At 69.4% G+C, this 12,285-nt stretch carries 11 protein-coding genes; 6 read left to right on the top strand and 5 right to left on the bottom strand.

What is annotated here, in order from left to right; genetic code table 11:
* Nucleotides 1–30 precede the first annotated feature (30 nt).
* Nucleotides 31–1,059, top strand: coding sequence for a phytase (locus AC2YHA_RS17170; RefSeq protein ID WP_487402594.1), 1,029 nt, complete (start codon nucleotides 31–33; stop codon nucleotides 1,057–1,059).
* A 183-nt stretch (nucleotides 1,060–1,242) separates the two neighbouring features.
* Here AC2YHA_RS17170 and groL read toward each other — a convergent pair whose 3' ends face one another.
* Complete coding sequence (groL, locus tag AC2YHA_RS17165) at nucleotides 1,243–2,877, bottom strand: chaperonin GroEL (protein ID WP_233784892.1); 1,635 nt, start codon at nucleotides 2,875–2,877, stop codon at nucleotides 1,243–1,245.
* Nucleotides 2,878–2,967: 90 nt separating this feature from the next.
* Complete coding sequence (gene groES, locus AC2YHA_RS17160) at nucleotides 2,968–3,255, bottom strand: co-chaperone GroES (RefSeq protein ID WP_233784891.1); 288 nt, start codon at nucleotides 3,253–3,255, stop codon at nucleotides 2,968–2,970.
* Between the two features lie 341 nt (nucleotides 3,256–3,596).
* Between groES and AC2YHA_RS17155 the strand changes: the two genes are divergently transcribed.
* The 4 genes from AC2YHA_RS17155 to AC2YHA_RS17140 all read left to right on the top strand — a co-directional run bounded on the left by AC2YHA_RS17155 (nucleotide 3,597) and on the right by AC2YHA_RS17140 (nucleotide 8,316).
* On the top strand, nucleotides 3,597–4,151 hold the full coding sequence (locus AC2YHA_RS17155) for a hypothetical protein (protein WP_487402593.1): 555 nt from the start codon (nucleotides 3,597–3,599) through the stop codon (nucleotides 4,149–4,151).
* A 326-nt stretch (nucleotides 4,152–4,477) separates the two neighbouring features.
* A complete protein-coding gene (gene sppA, locus AC2YHA_RS17150) occupies nucleotides 4,478–6,358 on the top strand; it encodes a signal peptide peptidase SppA (protein ID WP_487402592.1) in 1,881 nt (626 codons plus the stop codon).
* Nucleotides 6,355–6,918 carry an N-acetyltransferase family protein gene (locus AC2YHA_RS17145; protein ID WP_487402591.1) on the top strand — a complete coding sequence of 188 codons (564 nt, stop codon included), beginning with the start codon at nucleotides 6,355–6,357 and terminating at the stop codon, nucleotides 6,916–6,918. Before sppA ends, AC2YHA_RS17145 begins: the two co-directional genes overlap by 4 nt.
* 180 nt (nucleotides 6,919–7,098) lie before the next feature.
* Nucleotides 7,099–8,316: an MFS transporter gene (locus tag AC2YHA_RS17140; RefSeq protein ID WP_487402590.1), complete on the top strand. Its 1,218-nt coding sequence runs from the start codon at nucleotides 7,099–7,101 to the stop codon at nucleotides 8,314–8,316.
* On the opposite strand, the gene AC2YHA_RS17135 is transcribed toward AC2YHA_RS17140, so the two are convergent.
* Nucleotides 8,298–8,927: a trimeric intracellular cation channel family protein gene (locus AC2YHA_RS17135; RefSeq protein ID WP_487402589.1), complete on the bottom strand. Its 630-nt coding sequence runs from the start codon at nucleotides 8,925–8,927 to the stop codon at nucleotides 8,298–8,300. The two genes, AC2YHA_RS17140 and AC2YHA_RS17135, sit on opposite strands and share 19 nt — an antisense overlap.
* A 266-nt stretch (nucleotides 8,928–9,193) precedes the next feature.
* On the opposite strand from AC2YHA_RS17135, the gene AC2YHA_RS17130 reads away from it, so the two are divergent.
* Nucleotides 9,194–9,436 (top strand): hypothetical protein, encoded by a 243-nt coding sequence (locus tag AC2YHA_RS17130; RefSeq protein WP_487402588.1) that lies wholly within the window; start codon nucleotides 9,194–9,196, stop codon nucleotides 9,434–9,436.
* Between the two features lie 112 nt (nucleotides 9,437–9,548).
* On the opposite strand, the gene lpdA is transcribed toward AC2YHA_RS17130, so the two are convergent.
* Both lpdA and odhB read right to left on the bottom strand, forming a co-directional pair.
* Complete coding sequence (lpdA, locus tag AC2YHA_RS17125) at nucleotides 9,549–10,949, bottom strand: dihydrolipoyl dehydrogenase (RefSeq protein ID WP_233784884.1); 1,401 nt, start codon at nucleotides 10,947–10,949, stop codon at nucleotides 9,549–9,551.
* 121 nt (nucleotides 10,950–11,070) lie between these two features.
* Complete coding sequence (odhB, locus tag AC2YHA_RS17120; RefSeq protein ID WP_487402587.1) at nucleotides 11,071–12,285, bottom strand: 2-oxoglutarate dehydrogenase complex dihydrolipoyllysine-residue succinyltransferase; 1,215 nt, start codon at nucleotides 12,283–12,285, stop codon at nucleotides 11,071–11,073.

Genomic DNA, 12,285 nt, shown 5'->3' with positions numbered 1-12,285 from the left:
ATGAGGCGGCGCAACAGGGGGAGATCACCTATGAAACACCGCCACTTGCTGACGGCGCTGCTGCTGTCGGGCTGTGCCGCCACGCCGAAGCCGCAGGCGATGGTATCGCCGCTGGCGACCGCTTCGGTCACGCCCTTTGCGCAGACCGACGCGGTCGCCAGCCTGCAGGATGCGGCCGACGATCCCGCGATCTGGCACAATGCGGCCGATCCCGCCGCCAGCCTGATCGTCGCGACCGACAAGAAGGCGGGGCTCAACGTCTACGGCCTCGACGGCAAGCTGCGCTCGAACCTCGCCGCCGGCCGGGTCAACAACGTCGACCTGCGCGAGACGCCGGCGGGCGTGATCGTCGCGGCGAGCGATCGCAACACGATCGGGGACAGCCGGCTCGCGCTGTTCCGGCTCGATACGCAGACGGCGACGCTGACCCCGCTCGCCCGGGTGCCGGTGGCGACGGCGGAAGCCTATGGCCTGTGCATGTACCAGGCGAAGAGCGGGCTCTACGCCTTTGTGGTCGGCAAGGACGGGGCGATCATCCAGCTCCGCATCGCGGCCGACGGCAGCGGCGCCGAGACGGTGCGGACGATGAAGCTCGCCACCCAGTCCGAGGGCTGCGTCGCCGACGACCGTACCGGCACGCTGTTCGTCGGCGAGGAGGATGTCGGGGTCTGGAGGTTCGGCGCCGAGCCGGGCGATCCGGTGACGCCGACCTCGGTCGCCAAGGCCAATGGCAAGGAGTTGATCGCCGACGTCGAGGGCGTGGCGATCGCGGCGGAGGGGGCGGACGGCGGCTATCTGGTCGTCTCCAGCCAGGGCGACTCCGCCTATGCGCTGTGGCGGCTGCCCGACCTCGGCTATGCCGGGCGCTTCCGCATCGCCGAGGGCGGAGGGATCGGCGGGACCAGCGAGACCGACGGGATCGAGGTCAGCACCGCGCGCTTCGGTCCAGGCCTCGAGGGCGGGCTGATGATCGCGCAGGATGGGGACAACGCGCCGCAGGCGCAGAATTTCAAGCTGGTGCGCTGGGCGGAGGTGAAGAAGGCGCTGGGGCTGGAGTAGCGCCTTTCCGGATCGGACAAACGAAGGGCCGGGAGAGGGATCTCCCGGCCCTTTGCTTTTGGGTTCGGTGGACCGGCGCGGCGAAGCCGCGCCGTCGGTCGGGCGGTTGGCGAAGCCAGCCGCCCGCCGGCCGAGCCTTTGGCGAGTCCTGAGCTAAGTCGCCTTAGCTCAGGCCGCCTTGGCTCAGAAATCCATCCCGCCCATGCCGCCCGGCATCGCCGGAGCCGCAGGCTTGTCCTCGGGCAGCTCGGCCACGGTCGCCTCGGTGGTGATGAGGAGACCGGCGACCGACGCCGCGTCCTGGAGGGCGGTGCGGACGACCTTGGTCGGGTCGATCACGCCGGCCTGGACCAGGTTCTCATAGGTGTCGGTCGCGGCATTGAAGCCGAGGTTGACGTCGTTGCCGTCGATCAGCTTGCCCGCGACCACCGCGCCGTCATGGCCGGCGTTCTGGGCGATCTGACGCACCGGCGCCTGCAGCGAGCGCCGGATGATGTCGACACCGCGGGTCTGATCGTCGTTCTCGCCCTTGAGGCCCTCGAGCGCCTTGGTGGCGTAGAGGAGAGCGGTGCCGCCGCCGGGGACGATGCCCTCTTCGACCGCCGCGCGGGTCGCGTGCAGCGCGTCGTCGACGCGGTCCTTGCGCTCCTTCACCTCGACCTCGGTCGCGCCACCGACCTTGATCACGGCGACGCCGCCGGCGAGCTTGGCGAGGCGCTCCTGGAGCTTCTCGCGGTCGTAGTCGCTGGTGGTCACCTCGATCTGCTGGCGGATCGCCTCGATGCGGCCCTTGATCGCCGCCTCTTCACCGGCGCCGTCGACGATGGTGGTGTTGTCCTTGTCGATGGTGACGCGCTTGGCGGTGCCGAGCATGCCGAGGGTCACGCTCTCGAGCTTGATGCCGAGATCCTCGCTGACGACCTCGCCCTTGGTGAGGATCGCGATGTCCTCGAGCATCGCCTTGCGGCGATCGCCGAAGCCCGGCGCCTTGACCGCCGCGACCTTGAGGCCGCCGCGCAGCTTGTTCACCACGAGCGTGGCCAGCGCCTCGCCCTCGATGTCCTCGGCGATGATCAGCAGCGGACGGCCCGACTGCACCACCGCCTCGAGGATCGGCAGCATCGCCTGCAGCGACGACAGCTTCTTCTCATGGATCAGGATGTACGGATCGGCGAGCTCGACCGACATCTTCTCCGGATTGGTGATGAAGTAGGGCGAGAGATAGCCGCGGTCGAACTGCATGCCCTCGACGACGTCGAGCTCGAACTCGAGGCCCTTGGCCTCCTCGACGGTGATCACGCCTTCCTTGCCGACCTTCTCCATCGCTTCCGCGATCTTCTCGCCGACTTCCTTGTCGCCGTTGGCGGAGATGATGCCGACCTGCGCAACTTCGTTGGAACCCGCGACCGGCTTCGAGCGGCTCTTGAGGTCCTCGACGACCTTGGTGACGGCGAGGTCGATGCCGCGCTTCAGGTCCATCGGGTTCATGCCGGCCGCGACCGACTTCATGCCCTCGCGCACGATCGCCTGGGCGAGCACGGTGGCGGTGGTGGTGCCGTCGCCGGCGATATCGTTGGTCTTCGAGGCCACTTCGCGCACCATCTGCGCGCCCATGTTCTCGAACTTGTCCTTGAGCTCGATCTCCTTGGCGACAGTGACGCCGTCCTTGGTGATGCGCGGCGCGCCGAAGCTCTTGTCGATCACGACGTTGCGGCCCTTCGGCCCCAGCGTGACCTTGACCGCGTCGGCGAGAATGTCGACGCCGCGCAGGATGCGCTCACGCGCGTCGCGGCTGAATTTGACGTCCTTGGCTGCCATGTGGCTACCCTTTCAGATGAGAGGTTGAGAGTTGGAAAGTCACGAAAGTCGCACCTCCTTCGCGTACGCGCGCGCGGGAGGCGCCGGACGTCACTCGACGATGCCGAGGATGTCCGATTCCTTCATGATCAGCAGGTCTTCGCCGTTCACCTTGACCTCGGTGCCCGACCATTTGCCGAACAGGATGCGGTCGCCGGCCTTGACGTCGAGCGGCGTCACCTTGCCGTCCTCGGCCTTGGCGCCGGCGCCGGCGGCGACGACCTCGCCCTCCTGCGGCTTTTCCTTGGCGGTGTCGGGAATGATGATCCCCCCGGCAGTCTTCTCTTCGGCCTCGACCCGGCGAACGAGCACGCGATCGTGCAGCGGACGGAAGTTCATGCGCGTCATCCCTTGCTAGTGACGTGATGTGGACTGTCTTGGCACTCCCATGAGGAGAGTGCCAGCGCCGCGCATATGTGCCCGTGCGGTCACAGCGTCAAGGGTCGGGAGGCGAGTCGAACGCGACTCCGGTTAGGCGCCCCGGCCTTCCCAGGCAATCTGCGCCGGAACGGTGCCAAGCCCGGTCGTGCCCGCGATCCGGACGAGACACCGCACACGATGGTTAGCGTGCCGGTCATCCCCGCCGAAGCGGCGGCGAGATGGGGAGAGAGTTCACGCTTTTCCGGCCCCCTGCCCCACGGACGGGCATGCCTGCCCGTCCCTGAGAGGAGACGTGATCGATGCATTATCTGATCCGATCGAGCCTGATCGCCGCCGCCGCCACGGCCGCGATCGCCGCGGGCTCCGCCAGCGCCCAGTCGCTGCCGGCGCCGGCGCTGCCCAACTCCGCCGACATCATTTCGATCGACGCGGGGAACTTCCACACCGGCCATTCGCCGAACGGCCCCGCCGCGGTCGCGGTCAACCTGGGCCAGACCCAGGGCCGCGAAGGCGGCCTCGCCGACGTCAATGCGCTGACCAACGGTCAGGTGATCGACGTGGCCGTCAACAGCCTGACCAAGCCGGGCAAGACCCAGCTGTCCGACATCGTCGCGGTCGGCGCCGGCGACGTCAACGTGACGACGCCCAAGGACGGCAACACCGTGCTCGGCGTCAACGTCGGCAAGCAGGCCCCGCTCAACGGCAGCACCGGAAGCGTCAACCTGCTGAGCGGCAACAACATCGTCGAGGTGAAGTTGGGCTCGGCGAGCATCGCGGTGCCGACCTTCAGCGGCATCCCGGGTCTCAGCAATCTGCCGCTCAAGATCACGCTGCCGAAGCTGTTCGGCCGCTGATCCTTCCCTCCTCGTCCTTCGAGCCCCCCTCGGACGAGGAAACGGCGGCGCGCGGGCTGTCCCCGGTTCGTCCCATTGCCCTGCGCGCCGCCGCATTTTCCTTCTTCGTCACCCCGGCCTTGGGCCGGGGTCCACTCGACCTCTCGGGCTGCGCTGGAGCCTGTTGTCCTGCACCTGCCTCCCGGTGGACCCCGGCCCAAGGCCGGGGTGACGGTTGGATGCCGATCCAGACTCCTTTCACCCCTTCCTCACACGCCAAGGTTTGCCCGCGCGCGTCCCATGCTCTAGCGTCGCCCGCGATTCCGCCTTTGGGGGATAGCGAAGACGTGAAGCTGGTTCGTGGCGCCTGGAAGCTGCTGGTGGGGATCAAGGACGCGCTCGTCCTGATCCTCATGCTCCTGTTCTTCGGCGGGCTGTTCGCCCTCCTGTCGGCGCGGCCCAACACCGCGATCCGCGACGGGGCGCTGGTAGTGGCGCTCGACGGCCGCCTATCGGAGCAGCCCGAGGAGGTCGATCCGCTCGCCAGCTTCGGCGGCGGCGTCGCCAAGGAGACGCGGCTGCGCGACGTAGTCCGCGCGCTCGACGCCGCGCGCACCGACGGCCGCGTCAAGGCGGTAGTGCTCGACCTCGACCGCTTCGCCGGCGGCTATCCCGCCGCGGTCGCCGAGGTGGCGAGCGCGGTCGGCCGCATCCGCGCGAGCGGCAAGCCGGTGCTGGCCTATGCCACCGCGTACATGGATTCGAGCTATCTGATCGCCGCCAATGCGTCCGAGATCTGGGTCGATCCGATGGGCGGCGCGATGTTCATGGGGCCGGGCGGGTCGCAGCTCTATTACAAGGGGCTGATCGACAAGCTGGGCGTCAACGTCCACGTCTATCGCGTCGGCCAGTTCAAGTCGGCGGTCGAGCCCTATACGCTGACCGGCCAGTCGGCCCCGGCGCGCGCGGCCAACGAGGCGCTCTACGGCGCGATCTTCAGCCAGTGGCGCGAGAATGTCGCCAAGGCGCGGCCCAAGGCGAAGATCGCCGATTACCTGACCCAGCCCGACAAGGTGATGCTTGCCGCGAACGGCGATCTCGCCAAGTCGAACCTCGCCGCCGGGGTGGTCGACAAGCTCGGCGACCGGCTCGCCTTCGGCAAGCGCGTCGCCGAGATCGCCGGCAGCGACGGCGGCAAGCCGGCGGGCAGCTTCCGCACGATCAAGCTCGCCGACTGGATCGCGGCCAATCCGGCGCCGACCAGCGGCGATGCGATCGGCGTGATCACCGTCGCGGGTGAGATCGTCGACGGCAAGGCAGGCCCCGGCACCGCCGGCGGCGAGACGGTGTCGAAGCTGCTGCTCGACGGGCTCGCCAAGAAGAATCTCAAGGCGCTGGTGGTGCGGGTCGATTCGCCCGGCGGATCGGCGCTGGCCAGCGAGCAGATCCGCCAGGCGGTGCTCCAGGCCAAGGCGCAGGGGCTGCCGGTGGTCGTGTCGATGGGCGGGCTCGCCGCGTCGGGCGGCTATTGGGTGGCGACGGCGGGCGACACCATCTTCGCCGAACCCAACACCATCACCGGATCGATCGGCATCTTCGCCGTGCTGCCGACCTTCGAGAACGCGCTCGGCAAGATCGGCGTCACCGCCGACGGCGTCGCCACCACGCCGCTCAGCGGCCAGCCCGACGTGTTCAAGGGCACGACGCCCCAGCTCGACGCGGTGCTGCAGGCGGGGGTCGAGAACGGCTATCGCCGGTTCATCGCCCGCGTGTCCGAGGCGCGCAAGCTGAGCCCCGAGCGGGTGAACGAGATCGGGCAGGGCCGCGTGTGGGACGGCGGGACCGCGCATCAGCTCAAGCTGGTCGACCGGTTCGGCACGCTCGACGACGCGGTCGCCGAGGCGGCGCGGCGGGCCAAGCTCGACCCGGCCAAGGTACACCCGGTGTTCCTGGAGAAGGAGCCCAAGTGGACCGCGAAGATCGCGGCGGCGCTGTTCGGCAGCGGCGACGATGACGACGACGCCAATGCGCCCTCCGGCGACGCGGTGGCGCGGATCGCGGCGGAGCGGCGCGCGATCTTCGCCCAGGCGATCGCCGACGCCCGACGGCTCGCGCGCGGGCCGTCGGTGCAGGCGCTGTGCCTCGAATGCACCGCCTATGCTCCATCCAATGCCAGACAGGGAGATCTGAAGTTGGCCGACCTCTTGTTCGCGAAGCTGTTCCGATGATCGCGATCCGAGGCGCGCGGCCCGAAGACGCCGCGGCGATCGCCGCCATCTATGCACCCTATGTGCTGGGCGGCACCGTCTCGTTCGAGACCGAAGCGCCCGACGCCGAGGCGATGCGCGCGCGGATGACCGCGTCGGACGGGCTCTATCCGTGGATGGTCGCCACCAACGGCGAGGACGATTCGGGCGTGCTCGCCTATGCCTATGCCGGGCGCTGGCGCGACCGGCCGGCGTACAAGTACGTCGTCGAGACCTCGGTCTATGTCGCGGGGCCGGTGGTCGGCCAGGGTGTCGGACGGCTGCTCTACGAGGCGCTGATCGACACACTGCGCGCGCAGGGCTTTACCCAGGCGATCGGCGTGATCTCGCTGCCCAACGACAGCTCGATCCGCACGCACGAGGCGGTCGGCTTCCGCCGCGCCGGCATGTACCGCGAGGTCGGCTTCAAGCAGGGCCGGTGGATCGACGTCGGCTTCTGGCAATGCGGGCTCAACGAGAGCCAGGTGCCGCCGGTGGAGCCCAGGCCGTTCAGCGAGGTGGGCGTGGTGCGGGCGGCCTGATCGCGGCTGCCGGGAGGCGCTCGGGCAGTCCTCACGGGCCTAGCAGGCCGTCCCGTGCTCCTGCGCTTTGGCCGCTGGCGTCGCGGCTCGCCAGGGCTCCTGCCTTCGCAGGCAGCACCATAGATTGCGTGCGGCTGCCTCTCCGTCGTTTTCGGGCGGACGGTAGGAGAAGAGGGAGAAATGCCCCCGTCGAGCGTTGACGCCGCCATGTCTCCGGCCATTTCCGCTTCGCAGCACCGCGGCGGCACCCTTGCCGCGATCGGGCTGATCGCAGTCTGCTTCGCGGGCAGCACGCTGCTCACCCCGCTCTATGCCTTCTACGAGGCGCGGTTCGGCTTCTCGCCGGCGGTGCTGACGATCGTCTATGCCGCCTATGTGATCGGCAATGCCGGTGCGCTGCTGTTCCTGGGGCGGCTGTCCGACCGGATCGGGCGGCGGCCGATCGCCTTCGCGGCGCTCGCGCTGGCCGCGGTCGCGACGCTGCTGTTCCTGGTGGCGCGCGATACCGCCTGGCTGTTCGCCGGCCGGGTGGTGAGCGGGTTCGCGGTCGGGCTGGGATCGGGGACCGGCACGGCCTGGCTGGTCGACCTCCGTCCCGACGAACGCCCCCATGCGACGCTGCTCGCCGCCGAGGCCAATACCGGCGGGATCGGCACGGGGCCGCTGGTAGCCGGCATCCTCGCCGCCGGGGCGCCCATGCCACTGGTGATTCCGTTCCTCGTCTATGGCGCGGCGCTGGTGCTGGTCGCGCTTGCCGTGGTGCGGTCGGGCGAGACGGTCACGCGCCGGGCGCCGACCGCTGATCTGTTCCGGCCCCAGCTGGCCCTGCCGGAGGGATCGCGCGGCGCCTTCCTCGCACCAGCGGTGACGGCGTTCGTGATATTCGCCTTCGTCGGCTTCTATGCCGCGCTGCTGCCGTCGATCCTGCGCCATGCGATGGGCATCGTCAGCCCTACGGTCGGCGGAGCGATCCTGGCCGAGCTGTTCGCGGTCGCGATGGTGGCGATGGCGACGACGCGCCGGATCGCCAGCCGTACCGCGATGATCGCCGGGCTGGCGACGATCGTGCCGGGGCTGGCGCTGCTGGTGGCGGCGCAGGCGGCCCATTCGCTGCCGTTGCTGATCGTCGGCACCGCCTGCGGCGGGGTGACGCTGGCGCTCGGCTATCGCGGCAGCCTGGAGGTGGTGGGCGCGATCGCGCCGCCCGATCATCGCTCCGGCGTCGTCTCCGCCTATCTTCTCGTCGGCTTCGCGGGCAATTCGATCCCGGTGATCGGGGTCGGCGTCGCGACGATGGCGTTCGGCGCGGTGGCGGCGAGCGAGATCTTCGCGGGGGTGATGCTGGCGCTGACTTTGGTCGGGCTGGTGGCGGGGCTGCGCTACGCGCCGCCGCGATAGGCGGGCAGCGCGAGCTTCCATGTGATCGCGGCGGCGCGGAGCGCGAAGCCGGCGAGCGCGGCGACGGCCGCGGCGGCGAAGAGCGGGAGGCCCGCCAGCACCAGGCCGACGTAGAGCGCCGAGGCAAGCGCGGCGGCGGTGACGTAGAGCTCCGGCCGCATCAGGATCGAGGGCTCCTGCGCCAGCACGTCGCGGATGATGCCGCCGACGCATGCGGTGACCACGCCCATCAGCGCCGCCGGCACCGGCGGGACGCCATGGTCGAGCGACTTGGCGGCGCCGAACACGGCATAGGCGGCGAGGCCGGCTGCGTCGAACCAGTCGAGCGCCTTGCCGTGCCACCAACGCTGCGGCGTCACCCAGATGAGCAGCGCGACGCCGAGGCACACCGCCGCGACCCAGGGATCGTGTACCCAGAACACCGGCGCGCCGATCAGGAGGTCGCGCACCGATCCGCCGCCGACGCCGGTGATCAGCGCGAAGAAGGCGGCGGTGACCATCGTCTGCGTGCGCCGCGCCGCCGCCAGCGCGCCGGTGGCGGCGAACACGGCGATGCCGAACAGGTCCAGCCATGGGAGGATCGGGCCGAGCTCGGAGGGGATGGGGGTCACGCGGGGGAGAGTAGAGGCTATGCGGTTCAGATTGAAGCAGTGTCGGTGCTCCTGCGAAAGCGGGAGCTTGGCCGCAAGCGACGTTCCCGTGATCCACGGCTCCTGCCTTCGCTGGAGCACGCTTGCGGCTCATCACCGCGCCTGTGGAACGCCGACGCGCCCTACTCCCGAAGTATAGTCGATAACCGATGCGGGGTAGCGGTAAGGGCTCGTTAATTGGATCGGCTCAGCCTTTCCTCGTGCTCGATCATGTTCGGAAAGGTTTCATGCCGTACTCTCTGCCTGCCCTGTCGGCATCGGATACGCCGCCGGTCGCGCGGCTGGCGAGGCTGCTGGTCATGGCGAGCGGCATCGCTTTCGGGGCGACGCTGCTGACGGCGCTCGTCGCGCCGTCTTCCTGGAGCATGTGGGCCGCGCTTTCCGTGTTCATGGCGGTCACGGGCGCGCAGGCGTGGCTTTACCTGCACGTCGCGGTGGCGCCGGTGCGGGATGGGGTCAGGAGCCGATAGGTCTCGGCAGCCGTCATGGGCAAAGCCCATGACGTCGGTCGGCGCTGTGGCGCCGCCGGCCGATTTGAGCCGGGGTTCGCTCGGAATTAGCTTTCGCTAATTCCTTGCCGGCTCAAATGTGTATCGGCTTCCCTCTCACCGCCATCGCCGCTTCCTTGATCGCCTCGCTGTGCGTCGGATGGGCGTGGCAGGTGTAGGCGATGTCCTCGGACGTCGCGCCGAACTCCATCGCCTGCGCGGCCTGGGCGATCATCGTGCCGGCGACGCTGGCGATGCACCAGACGCCGAGCACGCGGTCGGTCTTGGCATCCGCGATCACCTTCACGAAGCCGTCGGGCTCGTGGTTGGTCTTGGCGCGCGAGTTGCCGAGCATCGGGAACTTGCCGACCTTGACCTCGCCCCGCTCCTTCGCCGCCTCTTCGGTGAGGCCGACGCCGGCGATCTCGGGCCAGGTGTAGACCACCGACGGGATCACGTCGTGGTTCACGATGCCGTGCTGGCCGGCGATGTTCTCGGCGACCGCGATCCCCTCGTCCTCGGCCTTGTGCGCGAGCATCGGGCCGGGGACGACGTCGCCGATCGCCCAGATGCCGTCGACCGAGGTGCGGAAGTCGTGGTCGATCTCGATCTGGCCGCGCTGGTTGGTCGAAAGGCCCGCCTTGTCGAGCGCGAGGCCGTCGGTGTTCGGGCGGCGGCCGATCGAGACCAGCACCGCGTCCGCCTCGATCGTCTCGGCCGCGCCGCCGGCGGCAGGCTCGACCGTCAGCGTCGCCTTCTTGCCCTTGACCGCGACGCCGGTGACCTTGGTCGACAGGCGGAACTCGAGGCCCTGCTTCTTCATGATCTTGTTGGCTTCCTTGCGGACGTCACCGTCGAAGCCGGGCAGGATCTGGTCGAGGAACTCGACCACCGTCACCTTGGCGCCGAGACGCCGCCACACGCTGCCGAGCTCGAGCCCGATCACGCCGCCGCCGATGACGACGAGATGCTCGGGGACCTTGGCCAGCTCGAGCGCGCCGGTCGAATCGACCACCACGCCCTTGGCATTGTCGATCTCGACGCCCGGCAGCGGGGTCACCGACGAGCCGGTGGCGATGACGACGTTCTTGGCGGTGACGGTCTGATCGCCGACCTTGACGGTGTGCGCGTCCTCGAACGCCGCGCGGCCCTTGAGCCAGGTGACCTTGTTCTTCTTGAACAGGAACTCGATGCCGCCGGTGAGCTGCTTGACCGCGTCCTTGCGCTGGCCGTGCATCGTGTCGAGGTCGAGCTCGGGCTTCACCTTGATGCCGAGCTTGGCGAAGGTGCCGTTGGCGGCGGCGTCGTAATATTCGGAGGCGTGGAGCATCGCCTTGGACGGGATGCAGCCGACGTTGAGGCAGGTGCCGCCCAGCGTCTCGCGGCTCTCGGCGCAGGCGGTGCGCAGCCCGAGCTGCGCGGCGCGGATCGCGGCGACATAGCCGCCGGGGCCGGCGCCGATCACGAGGACGTCATAGTCGTACTGGTCTGCCATTCTTCTTCTCCGTGCCCCGGCGAAGGCCGGGGCCCAGTTGCGAGACGTTATGTGTCGAGCGTCCCGCGGGGTTACAACCTGCGCCGAAGCTGGGCCCCGGCCTTCGCCGGGGCACAGGTGATTACAGGTCGATCAGAATCCGCGTCGGGTCCTCGATCGCGTTCTTGAGCGCGACCAGGAAGGTCACCGCCTCGCGGCCGTCGACCAGGCGGTGGTCGTAGCTCAATGCGAGGTACATCATCGGGCGGATCACGATCTGGCCGTCGCGGACCACCGGGCGGTCCTCGATGCGGTGGAGGCCGAGCACCGCCGACTGCGGCGGGTTGATGATCGGGGTCGAGAGCAGCGAGCCGAACACGCCACCGTTGGAGATGGTGAAGGTGCCGCCCTTCATCTCCTCCATCTTGAGCGTGCCGTCCTTGGCGCGCTTGCCGAAGTCGCCGATCGTCTTCTCGATGTCGGCGATCGACAGCTTGTCCGCATCACGCACCACCGGCACCACCAGGCCCTGCGGCGCCGACACCGCGACCGAGATGTCGGCGTAATCGTGGTAGACGATCTCCTCGCCATCGATCTGGGCGTTGACCGCCGGCACGTCCTTGAGCGCGAGGCAGGCGGCCTTGGCGAAGAAGCCCATGAAGCCGAGGCGGACGCCGTGCTTCTTCTCGAACAGGTCCTTGTAGCGGGTGCGCGCCTCGATCACCGCCGTCATGTCGACGTCGTTGAACGTCGTCAGCATCGCCGCGGTGTTCTGCGCTTCCTTGAGGCGCTTGGCGATGGTCTGGCGAAGGCGCGTCATGCGGACGCGCTCCTCGCGGCGCTCGCCGGCCGGCGCGGCCGAGGGAGCCGGCGCAGGCGCCGAAGCAGCGGCCGGAGCCGCCGGCTGGGCGGCGGCGGCGAGCACGTCGTCCTTGGTGATGCGGCCGTCCTTGCCGGTGCCGGTGACCGTCGCCGGATCGACGCCGGTCTCGAGCACCGCGCGACGTACCGAGGGCGACAGTGCGGCGGGTGCGTCGGTCGCGGCCGGAGCCGGAGCGGGCGCGGGCGCCGGAGCAGCGGCTGGCGCAGGCGCCGGAGCGGGCGCGGCAGCCGCGCCGCCGCCGGCCTCGACCACGCCGATCGTCGCGCCGACCGCGACGGTGTCGCCGACCTTCACGCCATGCGCGCCCATCACGCCGTCGACCGGCGAGGGCACTTCCACCGAGACCTTGTCGGTCTCCAGGCTGGCGACGGGCTCGTCGGCCTTGACCGGATCGCCCGGCTGCTTGAGCCATTCGCCGAGCGTCGCCTCGGTGATCGATTCGCCGAGCGTCGGTACCTTGATTTCGGTCGCCAT

The sequence above is a fragment of the Sphingomonas sp. SRI_018 genome (assembly GCF_057586275.1).
Note: the sequence above shows the minus strand (reverse complement) of the source record. Positions and strands in the feature narration are given on the sequence as shown.